The 20,471-nt window shown below is 56.5% G+C and carries 16 protein-coding genes, 2 pseudogenes and 1 other annotated feature; of the genes and pseudogenes, 9 read left to right on the top strand and 9 right to left on the bottom strand.

The features are described 5' to 3' along the window. Window positions 1-8: 8 nt before the first annotated feature. The 3 genes and pseudogenes from AC0L20_RS21235 to AC0L20_RS21225 form a co-directional block, all read right to left on the bottom strand. On the bottom strand, window positions 9-998 hold the full coding sequence (locus tag AC0L20_RS21235; protein WP_473291799.1) for a hypothetical protein: 990 nt from the start codon (window positions 996-998) through the stop codon (window positions 9-11). A gap of 25 nt (window positions 999-1,023) precedes the next feature. Next, window positions 1,024-1,911: a hypothetical protein gene (locus AC0L20_RS21230; protein ID WP_473291797.1), complete on the bottom strand. Its 888-nt coding sequence runs from the start codon at window positions 1,909-1,911 to the stop codon at window positions 1,024-1,026. A gap of 807 nt (window positions 1,912-2,718) precedes the next feature. Continuing rightward, a pseudogene (locus AC0L20_RS21225) lies at window positions 2,719-3,320 on the bottom strand (IS3 family transposase); the annotation flags it as partial. After that, window positions 2,920-3,036: a sequence feature (AL1L pseudoknot), on the bottom strand. It overlaps the preceding pseudogene by 117 nt. 1,178 nt (window positions 3,321-4,498) lie before the next feature. Between AC0L20_RS21225 and AC0L20_RS21220 the strand changes: the two are divergent. Together AC0L20_RS21220 and AC0L20_RS21215 are read left to right on the top strand one after the other, a co-directional pair. Further along, entirely contained in the window at window positions 4,499-5,374 is an 876-nt protein-coding gene (locus tag AC0L20_RS21220; protein WP_473291795.1) for a phytanoyl-CoA dioxygenase family protein, read from the top strand. A 275-nt stretch (window positions 5,375-5,649) separates the two neighbouring features. Beyond that, on the top strand, window positions 5,650-5,841 hold the full coding sequence (locus AC0L20_RS21215; RefSeq protein WP_456765805.1) for a hypothetical protein: 192 nt from the start codon (window positions 5,650-5,652) through the stop codon (window positions 5,839-5,841). Window positions 5,842-8,181: 2,340 nt separating this feature from the next. Here AC0L20_RS21215 and AC0L20_RS21210 read toward each other — a convergent pair. Continuing rightward, window positions 8,182-8,397: a hypothetical protein gene (locus AC0L20_RS21210; protein WP_473291792.1), complete on the bottom strand. Its 216-nt coding sequence runs from the start codon at window positions 8,395-8,397 to the stop codon at window positions 8,182-8,184. A 1,000-nt stretch (window positions 8,398-9,397) separates the two neighbouring features. On the opposite strand from AC0L20_RS21210, the gene AC0L20_RS21205 reads away from it, so the two are divergent. The 3 genes from AC0L20_RS21205 (at window position 9,398) to AC0L20_RS21195 (ending at window position 10,890) form a co-directional block, all read left to right on the top strand. Further along, window positions 9,398-9,709 carry a hypothetical protein gene (locus tag AC0L20_RS21205; RefSeq protein ID WP_157234047.1) on the top strand — a complete coding sequence of 104 codons (312 nt, stop codon included), beginning with the start codon at window positions 9,398-9,400 and terminating at the stop codon, window positions 9,707-9,709. 74 nt (window positions 9,710-9,783) lie between these two features. After that, a complete protein-coding gene (locus tag AC0L20_RS21200; RefSeq protein ID WP_083843193.1) occupies window positions 9,784-10,035 on the top strand; it encodes an H-NS family nucleoid-associated regulatory protein in 252 nt (83 codons plus the stop codon). 546 nt (window positions 10,036-10,581) lie between these two features. Then, the gene (locus AC0L20_RS21195; protein ID WP_231171074.1) at window positions 10,582-10,890 is read left to right on the top strand and encodes a DNA ligase-like domain-containing protein; all 309 of its coding nucleotides are present in this window, start codon (window positions 10,582-10,584) and stop codon (window positions 10,888-10,890) included. A gap of 37 nt (window positions 10,891-10,927) precedes the next feature. Here AC0L20_RS21195 and AC0L20_RS21190 read toward each other — a convergent pair whose 3' ends face one another. Continuing rightward, window positions 10,928-11,965, bottom strand: a complete 1,038-nt coding sequence (locus tag AC0L20_RS21190) for a glycosyltransferase family 2 protein (protein WP_473291786.1) — start codon at window positions 11,963-11,965, stop codon at window positions 10,928-10,930. A 43-nt stretch (window positions 11,966-12,008) separates the two neighbouring features. Here AC0L20_RS21190 and AC0L20_RS21185 point away from each other — a divergent pair, with 43 nt between their 5' ends. Further along, complete coding sequence (locus AC0L20_RS21185; RefSeq protein ID WP_050992595.1) at window positions 12,009-12,383, top strand: Hint domain-containing protein; 375 nt, start codon at window positions 12,009-12,011, stop codon at window positions 12,381-12,383. A 33-nt stretch (window positions 12,384-12,416) separates the two neighbouring features. Here the strand turns inward: AC0L20_RS21185 and AC0L20_RS21180 are convergent. Together AC0L20_RS21180 and AC0L20_RS21175 are read right to left on the bottom strand one after the other, a co-directional pair. Next, window positions 12,417-12,598: pseudogene (locus AC0L20_RS21180) on the bottom strand (transposase domain-containing protein); the annotation flags it as partial. A 448-nt stretch (window positions 12,599-13,046) separates the two neighbouring features. Continuing rightward, window positions 13,047-13,862, bottom strand: coding sequence for a hypothetical protein (locus AC0L20_RS21175; RefSeq protein ID WP_473291783.1), 816 nt, complete (start codon window positions 13,860-13,862; stop codon window positions 13,047-13,049). Between the two features lie 518 nt (window positions 13,863-14,380). Between AC0L20_RS21175 and AC0L20_RS21170 the strand changes: the two genes are divergently transcribed. After that, window positions 14,381-15,208, top strand: coding sequence for a YqaJ viral recombinase family protein (locus tag AC0L20_RS21170; RefSeq protein ID WP_473291781.1), 828 nt, complete (start codon window positions 14,381-14,383; stop codon window positions 15,206-15,208). Next, a complete protein-coding gene (locus AC0L20_RS21165) occupies window positions 15,195-16,319 on the top strand; it encodes an ERF family protein (protein WP_473291779.1) in 1,125 nt (374 codons plus the stop codon). The genes AC0L20_RS21170 and AC0L20_RS21165 overlap by 14 nt, the downstream gene beginning before the upstream one ends. Before the next feature lie 58 nt (window positions 16,320-16,377). Here AC0L20_RS21165 and AC0L20_RS21160 read toward each other — a convergent pair whose 3' ends face one another. Both AC0L20_RS21160 and AC0L20_RS21155 read right to left on the bottom strand, forming a co-directional pair. Continuing rightward, the gene (locus AC0L20_RS21160) at window positions 16,378-16,584 is read right to left on the bottom strand and encodes a hypothetical protein (protein ID WP_473291776.1); all 207 of its coding nucleotides are present in this window, start codon (window positions 16,582-16,584) and stop codon (window positions 16,378-16,380) included. A gap of 180 nt (window positions 16,585-16,764) precedes the next feature. Beyond that, window positions 16,765-18,474, bottom strand: coding sequence for a hypothetical protein (locus AC0L20_RS21155; RefSeq protein ID WP_473291772.1), 1,710 nt, complete (start codon window positions 18,472-18,474; stop codon window positions 16,765-16,767). Window positions 18,475-18,876: 402 nt separating this feature from the next. On the opposite strand from AC0L20_RS21155, the gene AC0L20_RS21150 reads away from it, so the two are divergent. Next, window positions 18,877-19,641, top strand: coding sequence for a class I SAM-dependent methyltransferase (locus tag AC0L20_RS21150; RefSeq protein ID WP_473291768.1), 765 nt, complete (start codon window positions 18,877-18,879; stop codon window positions 19,639-19,641). The last annotated feature ends 830 nt before the right edge of the window (window positions 19,642-20,471 follow it).

The following is a 20,471-nucleotide window of genomic DNA, read 5'->3' as shown; positions in this document are numbered from 1 at the left end:
CGTTTTTCCTATTCGCCGCGATCTGCTTGCGGGTTACCATCTTCAGCAGCCTTTTGCGCGCGTTCGAGTTCTTCCTCTCGTGCAAGCTGCTTGTCGCGCTTGACCTCGAGATAGAAACGTCGGTCCGCAGCCGCGCTCAGTGGCATCTGCTGATCGGGACTGCGCATGTCGTAGGCGAGGTCCAACTGCTTGAGGGCTTCATCACGCTCTTTCTTGGCCGATTTCTTCAAGCGTTCGATTTCCTTCAGGGGCGGCAATGCTCGCAGGAATGCTTCGGAGGTTACCGCGTTCGCGGTAAAGCCTGCATCCTCGAGCGTTTTCTGGAACTTCTTTTTGTAATCGGGATCGAGAAAATACTCCATCGCGGCTTCCTTCGCCGACCAATCCAGCTTTTTGGCTTCCTCTTTCGAGGACGTCACAACGGCAGCGGCCTTCTTGTACAAGACCTCCACCGCTGCGCGTCGCTCGTTGGCCACGATCGCCGCCAACATCTTATCAAACAAGATCAAGTTCACGTGGGCCATCGCCGCCTGCCAAACCCACTGAAACTCGATATCACGCTTCGGGCGGTGCGGCGGGCGATAGTCCTCAGCATACGAATTGAATATCTCGCGAAAGTCGCACTGGTCAACGCCGGGGGGAAGCGGCGGATCCTCAAGCATCTGCTCTATGGAAAGCGGCATGTAACTCCGCGTCTCTTCGTTCTCTTGGCAGGATTCGTAATCGAAGACGTCGTCGTCCTCTTCCTCTTCCTCTTCCTCTTCCTCTTCCTCTTCCTCCTGATTTCCCACCTCTTGTTCGTCCGCCTTGTCTTCCACCGCGACGGCCTCGCCGGCAACAAGCTTGGAAGCGGCTTCCGCAGCAGCTTCTTCGGCGGCGGGCGGCTCACCGGCAACTGGTGATGGATGCCCCTCCGCGTTAGCTGGCGGGCTGTCTGCGTGGAAGTCGGTCAGCCCCTGATCACGGGGCGAACCGGGCTCCGTGAGCGCGTCCGGCATGCGGCTATGTTCATCGTCTAACAATTTAGGTTCCCTTCCTGTGAGGGCTCATCACGTGATGGCCGTTCTCTTTAGGATAGGTGCGAAAAGATAGGGGCCTGGCCTTGTGGGAATAATCGGGGGTGGCCGGCGGACGGCTGCGGCTGTCTCGTGAGTGCGACATTGCGGTGCGCACGATGGCTGCAATGGTTACCGGCGGCAGGCGATTCTCACGTAGAAAATCCTGAAGCGGCGGCAGGACAAGCTCGAGAAAATCTGAAAATGGCCCGCCTTCCTGGTAAGTTTGAAACTCTTCGCCGTGTTCGCGGCGCACCACCTTTTCCCGGCGCCTGAAGATCTGCTCCTTGCCGGCCCGGAAGATCGGACCAAGGCGCTCAGCCAGCTCACGGTGCGCCGGGTGCTCGGGGTGACCGGGAGTGCGGGCCTCCTGATTGCGGTCGCGCGCCCGCGCAGCCGCGCTCGCTAGGATTTCCTCAGTCGGCCGACCGAAAGTATACGCAACGCGGGTGTTTTCCGTAGCCCAGACATCCATGCTGAACGTTCCGGGCGCCTCAAGGGCGCGCTGAGTGTCCTGGGCCAGCTCCCATTGCACGGCAGCCGCCAGTTCATGCGTGTAAAACAGGTCGGGCGTCCTAGCGACCTGCGCCAACGTGGCGACAAGCGTACCTGATCTCATCGCTTGGCTTAGCACCCCCGCAACCGTTAAGGCCGCGACGATCGGTTCGAGTTCGGCTTGCTCATCCGTTAAAAGCGGGACGCCATTGGCAAGCGGTTCGAGCTCTCGTTCGGCATAATATTCGAGTATCGTCAGGATCGATCGTGCAGCAGGCTGTAGCCCAAGGTACATACGGTCCCGGACCTGGAGCCACGGCACGGCAGTCTCGAGTAATTGCGACTTGTAATGTGTCGGCATAGATCTCACGTATATTGGTTTAGGCCTTTACAGCCGCTTCCTTGGCCCTCCCCCGCTAGAGCTATAGTTACGCCCGCGTCTGTCATCAAAGCGATGAAAGGCGTCAAGCAAGCGAAGCACTCAGTTTAAGTGCCAGTTTCGGATACTTTCGTCCTGTGGAGTCGGGACGTCCAGTCCGACGTTTAGAATGTTAACATCAAAGATGAGCGATCCGACCAGAATTTTTCGGCCCGCATACGCCACGGGGACGCTTGCTTTAATTGTGCTGGTAGTTTCCGCGAAGCGACTTCGGCGGAATCCGCCGAGATCGCGCCTCCCGAACTTAGATCGACCAGTTAATAACATGTTTGTATAGGCGCCATAAATTCGCCGGTCGGCTGTAGTTTAGATTGTAAGGATTGCATGAAGCCGGAGCAGTTTGGGATAGCGGCTCAGTGGCCAAATTTGAGCAACGCGCTGCCAGCTCGCATGCAGTCACTTTACTTACTACCATGTTGAACTTGACGATCATTCGTTGATCTTCGCGGAGGATACTTCGGCCGAGACCTTCGTCCACAACGTCGACCGTCTGCATTTTGATAACTGGGCGGAGCACGAGGCGCACTATCCCGACGGCAAGGCCGTGGCGGAAATGGAACTTCCTCGAGCGAAATCCCATCGTCAGGTAGCTCGCCGGATCCGCGAGCACTTATTGGCTAGAGCGGCGTTAATAGTAGGCGCGCACCCAGGATGTCGTTTAGTCAATTGTATCTGCATGGCGTGCTTGGCGCCGCGCGAAATCAGACGCTCGCAACCCGGCCGGGCTCTTCGCATCAGTCGCGACACCGTGCAACGGGCAACATCGAAGCCTTCGCGCTTGAGCTGCCGCCGGACCTTGCGCACACCGTAGACGGAGAAATTTCCATCGAACACGCGGCCGAACCTCGATCTTCAACCTGACATCCTGCATCGCGCGCGCCTTCAGCTTGGCGGGATCGCGCCGCTTCGCCACATGGGCGTGGTAGGTCGAGGGGCGACCGGCAAGACCTTGCAGATCGGCTCGACCCCATGCGCCCCACGATGATCCTCGATAAAGGCGATCATGGCTTGGACCGACGGTCGAGCTCCGCCATCGCAAAATAGGCGCTTGCTTTGCGCAAAATCTCATTGGCCTGCCGAAGCTCGCGGTTCTCTCGTTCGAGCGCCTTCAGCCTCTCGGCCGTGTCGGTCGGAACGCCGGCCCGCTGCCCGCTATCGACCTCGGCCTTCTTGACCCAGTCATGCAGCATCTGCGGTGTGCAGCCGATCTTGGCCGCGATCGACATCACTGCCGCCCAGCGTGACGGGTGCTCGCTCGCATGATCCAGAACCATCCGAACCGCTCGGGTCCGGACCTCGGGTGAAAACTTGTTTGTCGTCTTGCTCGTCATGGCTCCATCCTCTCAGGAGTTGGAGCCTCCGGCAAACTCGGGGCGGTTCATTTTTCAGATCAACGTCCCTGCGAGCCCATTCTTTAGGACCAAGAACCGGTAAGGAGGGCTGTCCAAAGGACCTCGAAGTGGACTTCGGCATATGCGCAAAAGGAAGCCCGAAGTATTGATCCAATCACTGGACTTCCGTGGTTTGCAAACACCCAGTCCCGCTTCTAAATAGCTATAAGCTTTTGCTCGGCGTCCGTCTGCAAGCCGCCCGTCGTTTATTGCGAACTACTGCCTGAGTGAGCACAGGTGGTCACGAGCAGCATGGCCCGGCTGCATTGCCAATCGGTTCCTAACATTGGTTCATAGACTCCACGAGGAGTACCGATAGCGATCGTAGTACCAGCCGCCATCAAAACAACGGCGGCCAGTTTGAGCATTCGATAGGTTGTCAGTTTCCACTTCATTGCGCTTCCCTCTAGTGGAGGTGCGCACGGTATGCTCGGTGATACCTGCCGCTCGTGAAGTACTTCACACAATGCGTATCACACCTGCGTGCATCAGCAATCATGTTTGACGGAATGTCCCGCAGCCTGACTAGCCAGTATTGCTATTCTGTTCGCATTTCGTAGTAATCACCGGCTGTTTCACTTTGCCAACTGCGTGCGGACGCTTGGTGGAGTCATGCTTTCCGAACGCAAAACCCAAACGTTTGAATTGTGTCGGGGTGAACCAGCGAAATTCGACTCTCGATCTAGCAGCATGTTTTACGCCGCTTGCGCTCGCCCGCGCCACGCAGCTTGGCAACCGGCATGGCCCTGTCGAACTGCGCAACGGCGCCGAGATTTGCTGAATGAGCGCAGCCGTGGGCGCGTCATCGACAAACTATCGGGCGAACGTGAAGCTGGCCCAGCGCTCCAGGATATCGTTGAACGCCTTATGGCCGCTGGATAGTATGGCGAGCTGCTTTAGTGAGCCTTCCTGACGTTTCGGAGATGTCCCCTCGCAGATAATTGAGGTGAGACGACAGGATTAAGTCTGAGGTAACAAACTGCGGCAATGACCGCTCGTTACTTTATGCAGAAGGCGGTCATCCTGCATCGATTGATTTATGTTAACGACAAGCGAAAGTATGGATGTTCATAGTTGAGCTAATCATCCGATAGAAAAGATCGCGGGCACACCGTGTCATGGTCGACAAGCTGGAGGCTGCAATGAATCTCCAGGGGATAGCCGGAAGATTTTCCGAAGGTGACATACATTACGTGCTTGGTCGATTCCGGACTGTCCGTTTAGCCTACGGTGCTGCAAGACGGCTATTCCGGCGCGGCATTTTGGCGGAACAGAATGGAATTCCGACGCTCTTTCCCGATCGGAACGTCTCCGAAATCGTTAAGACCATTTCCGAAGAAGCAGTGTTTGTGGGGTTAAATCTCCCGGCGTATATAGTGAGCGAAATTGACGCCTTTGCTCGCTCCGAGCCGCTTCACGCCAGCTACGACCCGAATGGCCCCACGTTCCGATATTCGGAAGTGACCCGAGGTAAAGCACCCGACGGTAGATCCGTGCCAGTCGCCGGTATTCACAAGCCAACCCGCTGTCCTGCCGTGCAAGCCATTGTCGATGATCCCGTATTGCAAGCCATCGTGCGGACTTACCTTGGGCACGAGCCTCGCAAGGTGATGACCATCATCAACTGGAGCTTTGCGGCGGACTTTACCCAGGAGGAGCGCCGACGGCTGAAGCATCAGAACGTGCTTGACTATCATTATGACGTGGAGGGATACAACTTCGTATACGCCAACTTCTATATAACCGATAGCGACCGCAATTCCGGAGCGCATGTAATGATGAAGCGCTCACACAATCGCAAGCCGCTTCGTATGCTTCTTGGCTCGGCGTCGGCAAGCGAAGCAAGTGTGCGCAAGCAGTTTGGATTAGAAAACGAAGTCATCATCGAAGGCAAAGCAGGCACCGGCTTCGTTCAGGATACGTCATGTTACCACCGCGCTACTCCGCCGACCCAGCGCGACCGACTTATGCTTGCTGTTCGATTTATCAATTGAAAGCCGCTCGGCGTCGGAGTAGCTGAGCCGACGCAACCTTTCTCCTCACGTTGCATTCGCCGTAACATTAACCTTGCCTCATTGCTGTCTGACGAATTCCGATCTACGGACCCGTCCAGCAACAGAACGGGCATCGGGTGTGCTAGTAAGACAACGCAGTGCGGATTGCAGAGCAGCTTACGGTCGCCGAATTTTGTTTTCAGTTTCGAGAAATTCGTATAGAATTGAGGAGCTGCTTACGATTTTAATCGACTTCTATTTTTTGTGAGGCGCCAATGGATCTTTCCAACGAGCGTTTGCGACGCATTTCCGAGGAAAAGCAAAGACTGATCGATATTTTGCTGGAGGTAAAGCGGCTGCGGAAACTTGTTGCGGTAGCAGAGGCCGAAGCCCGAAACAGAGCTCGGCACGTGCGCAGGAAGAACATCAGGCTGGTCGCAGACGCGAACGTCACCGCTTCTCTTTAACCTCTTTCCCACTTGGCGCTCGCCGCTTGTGCCGCTGTATCGAGCTGGCTTGCGATCGCCCAGGCGTTTTGGGATCAAACGGACGAGATCTTACAAGCGAAGTGATCTCGAAAATCGACGGCCTCAGGCGGTCGATATACAGGCGCTGTCAGCGCGTTCTGATGGCGAATACGGTATCTACGGCGATACTCAAATAGCGGAGCCGCATCAGCTGGCGAACTTGGGAGCATCTTGGAAGCAGCGCTTTAAACGGCGGTGATCCGGCCACCATCTAACATCGGCCCTCTCGGCTCCTTGTCGGGCTTAATAGCCAGGTCCATGGCCCGCCGAACGATGCCCGGGTCGCGCTTCTCGGTGCCCTTGATCTGGCGAGCTTCGTGGATTTCCTTTGCAAGCCAAGTTCTAAGATGGGTCCTGATTTGGCGAGCTGCTATGGGGGACGCGGCAAGAACATGAGAACGACTTGTGCGGTCGCTGCACCGACGATGCCGCTTAGGATTTTCTGGGCAGCGCTGAAGAGGGCGGGATAACGATCAGGGCGAAGGATTTGCGACAGTTCGATTGCGAAAGCTCGCCGACAACGCGGATTTGGAACAAGGCATATTCAAGCGTTACGACTAAAACCGTCAGAGTTTTTGAGGCTGCCGATGTCCGATGAGGCGCTCCAACGGGAACTACAACATTGGAGCGAGACGTTTGTCGAAGGCGAACGGCGGCTTGCTTAAACGCCACTTCCTCAACGTAGCGCAAAACCAAACGGCGCGCGTCGCCGTTCTTGATTTTCTGAAAGCCATGATCAGGCGTAACATCTGGAGGTCTTCAATACTGCTTGTCACGGAATGATCTTTCGAAGAAAGCGACATTCTAGTAGGCTTCGGATTGCCCAGGCACCTGACCGTTCGTCAAATGGCTTATCGCCGTCTGCACCAGCCCCACCGATCCTCGCCCCGGCATCGCCGGGCCGGCGTCTTCTGACGGCGCCGTCACACGTGGGACAGCCGTCGCCCGATAGGCGTGGCCGCTCTCGCATCGTACGGCCGACTAAGGTTGGATGCTCTACGGGATTATCGTGGGACGAGTTAGATGAACAGGCTTCAACAATTCGTTGAGCAAGGCGCATCTGGCGAACGCACCGGCCGCACCGCCTACGCATTCAACCCTCGATTCTGCCTGAAGCGACCAAGGATCTAGATTGGCAGCCAGTGGCCGAGTTCAGCGCCGCGGACGAGATTTTAGGAGACCCCGACTTGAGGAAGGTCTTTGAGGCCGCGTTGAAGCACGGTTAGTCACGGGCAGGAGGCAGAGGGTAAGCCTGCTGACAGACGCTGTCGCCGCTCGGCCGGAGGGTCGTCGTCCAACGCCCCACCGGCCGTGCGATCGCCTCAGGCGCGAGGATTGACGACCGTATAACCTCGTAGAGAGCGCGCGTGGATTCTCGTCGCGCCTCCTCCCGAGTTGGCATCGTATGCCATCCATACGTCGCCGCTAACATGCTGCTCTAGGACAAACACGTGACCATGCCGCGCGGCAACCATTCCCGGAGCTGGCGTTGCGCGAGGAAATCGTAGCCAATTGGACGCGAGATTTAAGTCCGGCACGATGCGACCAAACACCTTGATGGATGCACCGCATCCGCAGAAGGCGCGAGGGCAGCCTGCCGGCCGGCTACCAACGACTTGCCCTCGGTCTACCGTGGCTTCAGCAAACGACATCCGAGCGCGTGCTAACCGAAGCGTCTGCGATCGTCGTGAATTGCTGAATTGATATGGTTGCGAAAACGAAAAGTCGCAGGGCATCGTGACGTTGCACTCAGGCGCTTTATCAAAATTTGGACGGCGCGCTTCTGAAGCGGTGGCCCCGACAATGACCAAGACAAACGCGACAAAAACTCGTCTTAACATATGCAGGACTCCTACGGGTTAATCCTGCCCCGAAGCTAAAAATGGCTTCGAGTTTGGCGGAAATTGGGCCTCAGACATCTAGCGTCGAGCGTCGATTTAAAACGAATTAAATCCTCATAAATGGAGCCGTCGCGCGTCCTCCAGCGTGGGAAGCAATTTGCCCGCAGGGGCCGCGCTGCTCCCTCGGTGTGCGACTGCGCAATCAACGCCTAGTGCCTTGAGTCAAAGCGTTTCCTTCGTTCGCGCGCAACTCGGGGCCGGGTGCTGTTGGATGGTGCTGGGTCCAGGCGGAGCGAACGCTGCCCAATCGGCTGGTTTAAAAACTGGGAGACGTGGTTTAAATTTAGAGGATTTGAAGACGCGGATAAGCTGCAGTGCCCGCCGCTTGCAGGAGCCAATTGACGTCATGCGCCGCGACGAGAAGCTGGAACCGACCCATTCACGGATCACGTCTGCGCTTTGGCCAAACCGCGAAGCCTCTTTTCTGCTTTGCAAGCACCGCCCGCTCGTAGCGCTCGAGGCAGCGCAAGCTCTTTGCATCGACCTGTTCGAGCAAGGTCAATAGCGCAGTCAGCATGTCAAAGCGAATGTGATGGATCTTGGCGAGGCAATATCCGCGGTCGCCTTGATACCAAGAGCGGCGATGATCCGACAAGCAGATGCGCTCAATTGACGAACCTTTGCTCGTCTCCCGTCGTGACAGTCCATGGCGCAGCGCGTTGGCCTGGAGCGGGCCTTACCGGACACCGATTGGGACCTGTGCTCCGTTTGGCATTTCTACGATGGGCTTCGATTTGTAAATTTGTGGCCATCTGTGCCTCACGCCCGCTTCAGCAGCTTTGCGAACAGTGCACGCCGCTTTAAGCGGTACTCTTTGCCTCTAGAAGGCGGGGTGACTAGGCACGATCATATTCCGAACATCGCGCACACTACACGGGCGCTACCGAACTTGCCGCCCTCACCTCGCAGCTTCATACTCATCCCTGGTATCGCGATGGTCTCGCCGCTGAGGCTACGCTTTTGGCGACTTAAAAGGAATGTCGCAAATTCTGCAAATCAACAACGGTTGTAAACGCTGCTGGACAAACAATCCTGTACCATACGCGCGCCGCTCTAACGGGCGCCTTTGAGCCTGCATGATGTCGAAGACGGCGTCATGACACCGTTCTCGCACTTAATGCACGCGTTGACGCATTGATCGAATTTCTTCTGATCAAACGTTGAATACAACTTGGCTGCGCACGCATTTGTCGCGCCTGTGACGTCGTCATCACCCGCACAAGCGGCGAGCGCTGTGGCACCCGCCAAGATCGCTTTCCGCACAGGATCCGTCTGCTCACAGGCGCAAAGCTTAGATATCCGCGACCGGCTTAAGAACTTGCAGCGCACGCAAGGCGACGGGCTTGATTGACTTGGCGCTGTCCCGCAAGAGGTCGCGGTTTTCGGGATGGCAGCAAATGCAACCGCAATTACGCCGTCCGACAGTGAATGCAAAACACGCAGTACGAGGAAAAGTCATCATGAAGCCGCTCCTTGCCAAAGGAGGCCCCCGCGAATCGTTCTAGCCGGTTCAGGCTCCCAAGTCGATCTCCGGGTAGTGACGCTTTCGGCGATGCCCCCACCATCCGGCGGGGACCCTCGTCTGTATTGTGCTCGTGGCCAACAACCAGCGTGGGTACGGCGTTAACTTCGAGGCCGCTTCAAGCGCCAACGTGGTTTTTGGGTTAACCAGTGGTGGCACCCTGTCACTCGGAGATGCCTTTCATTTCAACGGTACGATTTCAGGGTTCAACGATCTGGATGTTATCGAGTTGAACAACTTCGACGCCAATTCAGCCTCTATCAGTTACGTCCAAAATGCGACGACTGGCGGCACGTTAACAATCGAAAACGGAGCAGTCGTCCACCTGGCGACTACACCGCCGATTCTTTCAACCTTGTCTCCGATTTGCCGGGCCACGCGTTGATCGCGTACGCGCATCAAGGGATCATCTCATAAGCATTTTCATTACAAGATCTTTTCTGCACCGGGGAGGTAGCGATGAGGGACTATCAATCCATGTCGTTGGACGACCTTTTGCTTCATCATCACGAAATTAGCGAGACGATCCAACAACGAACCAATCTAAAATCTCACCTGACCAAGCCGCGGAAGGCATATCCACCTGTCCGTCCAAAATACCGAAACCCCAACAATCCGTCACAGACGTGGTGTGGACGCGGGAGTCAACCGCGATGGGTACACGACTTACTTGCGGCGGGAACAACACTCGAAGATATAAAACTCACATAGCCCACGATCCTGTCGGGCGTCGGTCTTCGATGCTGCCTTCTTCGAAGCTGCTGTTTGAGGCGGCTCATGATCGCGACTTGACTTGAGCACCAGCAGGTTCGGAGAGCTTCACGACCGCTTGCTGCTCGTACCCCCCTTTTGCCGGATCAGCAGGAGTTAGCTTTGCCAACCATATGCTCGCTACGACCGATGACGATCGACGGCAGAAGCGCCCGGATCTTGACAAGCACCTGAACTATCCTAGCCGAATCAAACGATCGAGTTCACGGTGCATAGCCTGACTCCAACCTGGTATCGACACACCAAAAGCTTGCCGGAGCCTTGACGTGTCCAGCCGCGAGTTGGCAGGCCTGATTGCCTTTGTTCGCGTCGTAAGCATGCGGCGTAGGCCGCCGGCTGGCCGGTTACCGGGCTAAACCTCGTCGGGCTTTTTCGGCCTTCGGCTTAACGATCGCCGCGAGCAACCGACCTCGACACCGTCACCACTGACCTGATGTCAGGCGAGTACAGCAACCCGGTCAGGGTCATCGCCTTCACCGCCGGGCGTTGGTCGAGGATGTCTCGGAAGACATCCTCGCGCTCTGCGGCAAGGAGTTGCGGCCGGTGCCGCTGAGCCTGCGCAAGACCAATCTGGCGCGTCTGCTGCGCGGCCGGCCGGACGGCATGTTCGTCGCGCCGTTCGAGGGCGCGGAGCTCGGGCCGGAGCTGTTCGGCGCTGCCTGCCGCATGGGCCCGGAGGGCCTAATCTCAAAACGACGCGACCGGCGCTATGGTGCCGGACGTTCGAAGGACTGGATCAAGGTAAAGACTCGGACGCACCCTGCGATGACGCGCGTGATGGACGCGCACAAATAAAAGCCCGATCCACTATCTCTGTGAGCGACCACCGCCCTCAGCGGTCGTGAAATCGTGGTTGGCCTGTTTCTCCTCGTATACCCGCTAATAGGCCTTTCGCGGCCGCCTGGAAGTTTCTGGGCGAGCGTGCGAACAAATACATCATCGCTTGGATGCATCCAAACAGACCCGCCAGCAACACGTATCGGGGCCAGTGCATCCGAACGAACGTTAGATTATTGCGGCTTTCGAGGTAAACTGAAAGGTAGGATCTTTCTGCTCGACGGCGGGCTGATCCGATGGTCGTCCCCCCTTTGTGCGGTACGATCGAATCAGGTGCATAACCAAGGCCGTGCTTCTTTGCTCGCTCTGACCAATCGGCGTCCTCGTAGAAGAGGAAGAACCGTTCATCCATGGGGCCGATGTCCTCAAGGCAACGCCTCGTGACATACATCGATGCACCGGCGATGCAATCGAGATCAGCCTCTATCGACTTTAGGTCTACAGGAGCGTAGACGGGCTCGCCATGGCCAATCAACGCAAGATCAGCGAGAATCCTCCGCCATCGATGACCGCCGCGGCAATACACAGTCGCGCAGTGAACATCAGGCACGATAGTGCTGCCCACCATCCCCTTGTTGCCAGCCGAAGAGCGCTCAACCAGAGCCTTCAAAGCGGTCGGTTCGGGCTCTGAGTCCGGGTTGAGCACCCATATCCCGTCCCATTCCGGATTTGGCAACACGCGATGAATCCAGACGTTGGCGCCGCCGGCATAACCCAAATTTTGCGCTGCGCAGCCAACCCACACTCGTGTGTTGCGTCCCTTTAGCGCCAACGGGGCGATTTCGATCTGTCCCGAAGAAACGGCCGCCGGAGCGTCCGGGGGCGCATCCGCGCCTCTGGTGCATGGCCCTCCCGGCCCGATCAGTGTTTCGCACAGCAGAGCAAATGCCCCGTCTCCGCCGTTCTCGCAAATGAAAACGTCAAAGCGCGGTTCAACCGCTGAACGCGATAGTGCGGCGAGGCAAGCCCGTACGTCTTCAGGATTGCGGAAGCCGACGATGATGATCCCGATGCGGCATCGATCCAGGGCCATTTACCCCCACTCAAAAACTTAAACCAGAATTAACTGATGCAGTATGGCCGAATCCAAGGGGTGCAAAAAGAGCGTCTTTGCGTCTAGCTTCAGCCCCACCACACCGCCCACCGTCATCGGCCAGACAAAATGGCCACGGTCTGGCGAAGTCGCCGTCGAGAGTCTGAAACGCGGCGACATGGTGCTCTGCAGCGACGGGCAGATCATGCCTATCAGCTGGATTGGACGGCAGACTGTGTCCACAGTATTCGGCGACAAGGAACGCGCTCTTCCGATCCGCGTCAAGGCCGGCGCTCTCGGTCCAAATATGCCGTGGCGTGACCTGCTCGTCTCACCAGATCACGCGTTACTTGTTGACGATGTTCTTATCCAAGCAGGCGCACTTGTGAATGGCCGCGTAAGCTGCTGCTCTCAGTGATATCCCGCAATCCGATTCATGTAAGCGCCGTCCTCAGGCCACCGCTTTGAAGTCGGGACGGCAATAGGACCACGCAAGCAGCTGATCGATGTCGCTGTTGGATGGCCGTTGACGATCCTGGTGCGGGGGCGGTCAGGTAGGCAGGCAGGCGGATCGACCTCATCCAGCTTACAGGTTTCGCCCAGAGAGGCGATGGTGGCCCGGTGTTCAGCGCCACGGAACCAGATCTAGGTAGCCGGCGGGCGTCAGCGCCCGCGGATGGATAGGGAGCAGCGCTACAGCCACTCGTGTTCGGCAGGTTCCGAAAACCTAAACCGGCGGGCGTTTAGCGCCCACCCGGGCGCCCGGCTGCCGTTGAGGAGCCGCGCCGGGCGGTCTGGGGCGTGTGAAAGGTGCCGCCCGGCGGGGCGTCGTCGACCCGCCCGGAGCGGGACTTGCCTGGAAGTTATATGAGTCGTCGAACTGAAGCACTGCTATTGTCGTTCCTGCGTCTTTGTCCCCAATGTCCCATCGATGGTTCCCGGTCGCACCTTTGGCTCGCTCCATGCGTTCTGAAGAATCCAAACTCAGCTAAGACTCCTCTTCGTGGATCTCATGTTACGGTCTCGGCCGCGCTTGGTCGGCAGTCTTTTTCCGGGCTCACTCTTTCGCGCTGGTGCTCGGCTAACCCTTGGACGTTACCGTTTTGAGCTTCCGGTCATTCAAGTCGTCTGCCATCTGTAAGCTGAAGAACCGCTTCAACAAGCGATCAATCGCTGTGTCGAAACGTTCTTCGAGATCCAAATCGGCGAGTATCCGCTCTGATGTCGCAAGCTTTGCGGCGGCCTCGTAGTACCCGGTTGGAAATGGGTAGCGCTTCTTCACCATCGGGAGGAGCACTTGGTCGACCTCGCGTTTCATCGCAACAACCCAGTCCGAACGATCCGGAAAATCTTCCGGACGAACCTTTTCTTGCAAGTGATCTGCGAATTCCTTCGGCAGCATTTTTATCATACCCGGCAAGAACGAAACGCCTATGTATCGATAAAGGCTGGAGCTGAAGCTGAAGAGTTGCTCATAATCGCTTTTCACGCGATCGCGCCCGGTATCCCGCATGCTCGCGGAGACTTCCTTTGCATGATCAAGGAACGTGTCGGATGGCGGCAAGGGATTCTGCCACAGAACCTTATACTCAATGCGCTCGAATTCAGCTGCGAAGTCGATCGATCGCTTGTGCTGTACCCGTCGCTTGCGCCACATTAAAATTGCGATGCCCCTGATGCAGTCTTCTTGGAGGGGGCCGCGGGGATGATACTGGTCCGCCAGCTCAGTGCAGATCTTTTCAAAGTCCTCTGCATTCTCCCACGGGAGGATGTCGATCGCTGAGAACGCGCCGTGCTTCATCGCATTCGGCTTGCGAAACAGCTTTGCCGGCACCTTCTGCTTTTTAGGCCGTGACATGTGATTTTGTCCTAACTGAAGAACATCTTTTTTGGCCAATGATGCTCGCCTGTCGCACGGCAGATCTATTGGCAACCAACGTGAATGATCTCAGGTCCGGGGAAGATCGCACAGCGGGAACGTGCGATGCGGGAAAGAGCGGCCGCATATCGCAGCCGCAACTCCTTCTGCTGATCCGACAAGCAGAATCGTGCGACTCCATTGAAGCCAGTCAGCGGCACAAGAACTACCGTGTTGATCTACGAAGACGAACGCCGGCGCCCCCGCCATTCTCATCAATGAGCTCTACCCCAGCGCTTTCCAAGGCGTTGCGGATAGCGCGGTCATTAGCAGCGGTTAAGGTGGTCTCACCGTCGCCGGTTTCGGCTCTCCTTACGGTATTTGCGCCGAGAGCCGCAGCGTCCGCTAGGTCTTCGGCACTCCATCGCAGGAGCGCGCGAGCTGCACGAATCTGAGATCCCAATAGCGCTGGACTGACCTTCTGACAGATTTGCCCATATGGGTTATTTTACACCATCTGATTTATTATCAACCAAACCGTTCAACGAGGTATTAGAATGGATTCGCGCATTACGGCAAAACAAAAAGAGGAACGACGGTGGTTCATCGGCGGCTCAGACGCCCGGATCATCATGGGAGAGGATCAGGACAAGCTCGTCAGACTCTGGCGCGAAAAGCGTGGCGAGATCGAGCCACAAGACCTCAGCCACGAACTCATCGTCCAGCTAGGGACCATCACTGAAGACCTCAACCGCACCTGGTACGAGCGCAACTCACAGCAAACGGTGCGTGACGTCCAGCGCCACGTGCGGCATTCCGTTCATAAGTGGATGGGAGCCACCCTGGACGGACGCGTCGAGCAAACGGGAGCGGTATTTGAGGCCAAATTCATGCTGCCGTGGAATTTCTCCGAAGAGGCGGCCGCCGAAAAGCATATGGCGCAGCTGCAGCACAACATGTGGGTCGTCGCGGCGCGCTCAGCCGTGCTCTCGATTATCACCGGGGGAGGCAAGTGGGTTGAAATCACAGTCAGTGCCGATCCGCTCTACCAACACCTGCTGCTGACCGCGGAAAAGCGATTCTGGCGCTGCGTCCAGACCGGCGAGCCGCCTCTCCTGTTCGGGATCGAGGCCCCCCGGCCCCGGCTGGAGGCGGTGAAGGTCGTCGACATGTCCGGCTCGAACTCCTGGGCGGATCTTGCCGCAACCTACCTGCGAACCCGAAATGCCCATGGCGAGCATGAACTCGCGAAGGGAGAGCTCAAGAAGCTCGTCCCAGAGGACGCCAAGGAGGCGATCGGGCACGGCGTTAGGGCCAAACGATCGAAGTCCGGCGCCATCAGCTTTGACGCCATGCAGACGGAGGTCGTCCATGCAGTCCAGTGAGGGCATCGGCACCATTGCGGCAGCCTTGGCTCGCGCCCAGGCCCAGCTTACCAATCCGGAAAAGAGTCTCACCGCCGTCATTCAATCACCTTTCCCACGGGAATCGGATCGAACTTTCCGCTATGCCTCGCTCGCGAGCGGATTGGATATCGTCCGCAAGACCCTCAGCCAGCAGGAGATCGCAACAATCCAGACCACGCGCATCGAAGCTGACACTGGGCAGATCCGCCTGACGACCATGCTCGCACATTCCTCCGGCGAATGGATTTCGTCGGACTGGCCAGTCTGCGCTGGCAAGGAGACCGAAGCGCCGCATCGAATGGGCGCGGCGCTCACATATGCTCGTCGGTATGCCCTTTTTACCCTGGTCGGCATTGCCGGCGAGGACGATCTGGACGCCCCAGACCTGGTTGTCCCTGCTCCGACGGCACCTCTTCCACAAGCCGCTCAAGGACCAAAGGGTAAACCCACAAAAAGTGTTCTGAACCGCGCGCCGACACTGGATTCGCACCAATCAGCCGAAGTGCGGACGCGCTTGCTAGGCGAACTTCAACGCCTAGCCCCGAGCGACGACCTGCTTGCTTGGGCCAAGACCAACTTACCGATCAAAAACACTCTTCAGGCGGCGGACGCAACTGCCGTCGAGGCAGCCTATCAGTCGCGGCTTGAGGAGGTGGCCTCCCCCGAAGCAAACGTCAGCAAACAAGATTCATCGGCAGCAAATCAAGGTCCCACTGTGCATCCCGTCACAGAAACTGTAGCGGACAGCGGAATAGCCGAAGTAGAGGCGGGTCACCCCGCTCCCGCTCTCGCCTTCCCGAAAGAGCCTCCGCGCAAGCGGAGCAAGGCCCACCTTTTGTTTGTTCGGGGGCAGCCCTGCCTAGTCTGCATGCAGTCACCATCGGATCCCCACCACCTGAGATTTGCTCAACCGCGAGCCCTCAGCCGAAAGGTCAGTGACGAGTTTACTGTACCACTGTGCCGGTCTCACCACCGCGAGCTGCACCGACACGGTAACGAGCGAACTTGGTGGACTAACGTGCAGATCTCACCCCTCCCTATCGCGAGAAAGTTATGGGAGTCCAGCCCAGCCTACGAATTGCCCGGGTAAGAGGCATTCCGGTCGGGAGGACAAGGTTCGATTGGCAGCGGCTTCATCGCTGTGACGCTTAGTGCATCCCGTCATCATCCGCGCCCTCGACATGGACACGGCGCACACGAACCGCGTCGATACCGATCTGGTCTGGCTTTGAACCGGCCAGGGCCTGTCGACCCCAGCCTTCGGTCTGGAGTGGGCAACCGGACGTCCGGGTGATCTTCTTCGGCGGACCCAGGTGTTCGATCTCGACCATCTGCAACGTGTGATCGGCATCCACGGTCCCGTTCGATACAAGTCGACTGACCGGCACTGGAGCCGCACCGCCTTCCGGCGCGACCGCCGAAAGGGCAAGTCGAGCTAGGCAGGTTTAGGGCCGTACCCAGGCCCTTAAATGCTCGCTCGCTTAGCCGGCATTTCCTGCACTGCTACACCATAGCTGGGGCATTTACTCATCGCGCTACCTTGTAATGCTCTGAAGGAAGGCATCGGGGACCCGCTCGGTGAACCATATGGCAATCTCCTCAACATCTCCATTCCACCACGAACCTGTGCCGTTGTTGCCAGATCCGATCATCACGCTGCTAGGCGTGGCAGATAATGCCGCATAATGGGTGGATCCCAGCAGGCCGTTGAACGCGACGACCTTGTCACTCGGCGTAAACGCACCAGCTAGTTTCCCCGGTGTATCTTGCATCCATACGAGAAGGCCTGGCCGAGCAAGGTCACCCTGCCCCTCTTCGAAAATTCCTACGAATGCCTCGCCGGTCACGGCGTCTCTCATGAACGAATATCGACCGGTGCCATCAGCCGAGAGTTCAACAATTGACTGCACCGCCGGGTTGGATACAGGGGTTCTTGGTGTACCCTTCACGTATACGGAGAATGACGATTCGAACGCTCGCAAATTCGTCAGTGCAAGGCTGCAATATTTAGTGCGGCGATGAACGGCATGTCCGGCTGTCCTGATCGGAGCGGTAACTATGGCCTTCTGTTCCAGCTGGGGCCAGCCGATTCTCATAGCAAAGTCCAACTTGGTTCCGGCAAGGATCGTGTTTGCACATCGAATCATCGGCTGGATCCACGCTGTTGCCCCGCCAGTCTTGAGCAACGTTACGGCGCTTATACGCTGCCAAGCAAGCCTGTTAGCGTATACGGAGACACCACTGCCGCCTACGAACACAGGCGGCTCCGCGTTGTCGTACTGCCAGACTTCAAAGTTTAGACCCGTCACACTCGGATCGTCCTTCGTTACCTGGAAAAACATCGAATTTGCCCACACTTGGCCGTTTGAGGCGGCGATGGACTTAAGCTGCACAGTATCTGCAACGACTTGAATCGGCGCGTCGCTTGATGCCTCGCCTTGCCAGCCTATATCAATCCATTCAACGCCATCGGTTGAGCCAAGTGCAATTGTTCGCCTCAGTCCTGTCGGAGCACTTTGTATACGCCAATTTGTTGGCAAAACTCCGGGGGAACCGGCAACCGCACCCTGCATTGAGTTATTGCGAATAGCGTTCATGGCCTCCTCCCAGACCGCCGCCCCTTCGCTGCTGCGAGCAAGCGTGTTCGACATGACGATTGGCCAGCTTTCGCAGTCGACAGCCGGTGAATCAAAGTCGCGAGAGACAACGACTGAAGACGTAGCTGAGCTTACCTGGTTATCAGCTTTCTTCCACGCCTGATCCGTCCTGAAATTTAGATAAACGTCGGGCGGAAATTCGCACAGCCCCTTAGGAAGGAATGCCGGCAAGGTCTCCCTTTCAGGAATGGGTGAGTCCTTTGTGATCGGAAACTGTAAACCACGGATTGATTCGAGGCACCTTTTGTCAATGCATCGAGCCGGCGCATCCGGATCGCAGTCATAAGATGCGGTACCGTCCGAGACTGTCTCGACAGCAACTGCCGCCACAGCAACTTTCTCGGGAGACAGGAATTCGTTCGGCGGCAATCCCGTTTGGCAGTTCGATCGTTCTCCCGGCCGAAGCTTAGAAAGCCCAGCCTCAATCACGCCGAGTTCTTCGAGGCACTGACCGCGCAATTTTGAGAAAAATGGGCTATTCTCGTCAGCTGCCGCTAGTATTTTTTGACGTAGAGCCTGCAAAGAAAGCAAAGCGCTTTCATCTCGCAATTTAACGTATGAAGATACAATTTCGTCTATAGCTATCATTTGCCCAATCGTGCGTCTTACATCGGATAGTATTTACGCACGCCCTAAAGAATATACTCTAAGTCAACTCTCTTAGTTTTCAACCTGCAATGCTGGCGATTCCAATGGGACCGCACCTCTGCTTTCACCCGTCGTAGCGGTCATGTTGGGGATGAAGCCTGGAGATAGGCCTAGGCCGGTACCACCATCTCTGACCATGAATTCGGTGGGAAGGGGCCGGTAAATTTAATACGAAGGATACTTGAGTATTAACTTCTCCGTTCTACAGTGTCTGCCCAATCAAGCGCAGCGATCTTCCGGGCGATCCGAGAAATCCGATCTATCAACTTGCGATGCAAAATCACCCGGAACGGCCAATTTCGTTTTGGATTATTGCTAAGAAATAGATCCTTGAGGAGCAACGTGCCAACAACCCAGCCGATCACTGTAGATCTTGAAAATCAAGAAATTCTTCTTTCCGGAATTAGCTATGATCAACTTCTTCAACGCTTGCACGAGGTATTTCGGCCGCGCTCCTATTTCGAAATAGGCACCCTCAACGGTGCAACGCTGAGACTGGCCTCATGTAACAGCGTAGCTGTGGATCCACAGTTCGCACTGTCGGTCGAGGTCATCGCCAAAAAGCCGTTCGTTGCCCTATATCAAATGACAAGCGACGAATTCTTTCGCAAGGTCGATCTCAAGGCGATCTTCGGCACAACAATAGATCTAGCGTTTCTTGACGGAATGCATCTTTTCGAATTCTTGTTGAGAGACTTCATGAACACGGAGACCTACTGCAGCCCGAATTCCATCATTTGCGTGCATGACTGTATTCCTCCTCATCCGCTGAATGCACTTCGGGATATTTCGGATTCTCGTCGAAGGACTACGCGCCATCCCGAATGGTGGACCGGTGACGTGTGGAAGCTCGTGCCAATTCTTCGAGAATTTCGTCCTGACTTAAGAATTCACTCACTGGACTGTGTCCCTACCGGACTTTTAGTCATTACAAATCTCGCCCCTCATTCGCGCGTCTTGAAGGAGCGATATTTTGAAATCGTCGATCGCTTTGCCGATTTGACAATGGATACGTTTGGTTTCGAGAAATTCTTGAAAGTCTGCAACTTACGAGACTCAAAGCTCTACAGCTCAACTGAGTCCCTTCAAAAGCACTTCTGGATCTAGCTCGCACCGCCGCAATGCGGCTAAAACGCAGACAGTTCCGCTCGCCTCCAAAGATTATCTTCCGTGCAAAGGTAGATATATGAGGCGTCCCAAGAGATTGCGCCCGTAGCACACGTGCTTCTGCTAGACTTTGGACGATAAGCTTGCGGCAGAGTGAAGACGACCTTCGAACCGTCATCTACAGATGATCCGCCCACGCAGGCACTTCTCGAACTTGAAGAGAACCAGCAAGTCAGTTGACCGATAGCAAACTTTACCGCTTGGCAGGTCGAGCCAGACCCGTCACATCCTGTTATCGAATCCTTCGAAAAAATAATTCCTGAATTCCATGTATTTGAATTCTTTACCACGGTTATCGCGGAGGTGCTGGGGTTAGCTGATGGTCCGCCGTAGGACCCATCTCCACCGCCAGCAAGCCATAAAGCGTGACCTCCAATACCAACGCCGTACGGAGTACCGATCGAATTAGCTCCTCTATTCTTGACGTCGATTTCCGCTCCGAAACATCCTCTCCCTACACCCGGCTCGATCTGGCATTCGAGGTAAGCTCCGAAGCCAGAGGTTTTATCACGATCTGATATGGCATATCCGACGAGACCAATTGAAGGCGCTCCACTGGCAACACGCGATGAGTCGCTTGACCGTGATGCCCCGGCTATCGCTATGTTGCCATGCGTAGCTATCGACATTAGTTGGCTATCGCGGGGAATCCACTCAGGACCCATGGGCGGATCGTGGAGCCACGTAGTGGTCGTATCGCCTCGCTTTGACGAAACATGATGCGCAGCACCGCCGACCATGACGCGATCGTCCATATTCCACAGAACTGG

Source organism: Bradyrhizobium sp. Kon58, from assembly GCF_055807455.1.
The sequence above is the reverse complement of the archived record's forward strand: the minus strand, read 5'-3'. Positions and strand labels throughout refer to the sequence as shown.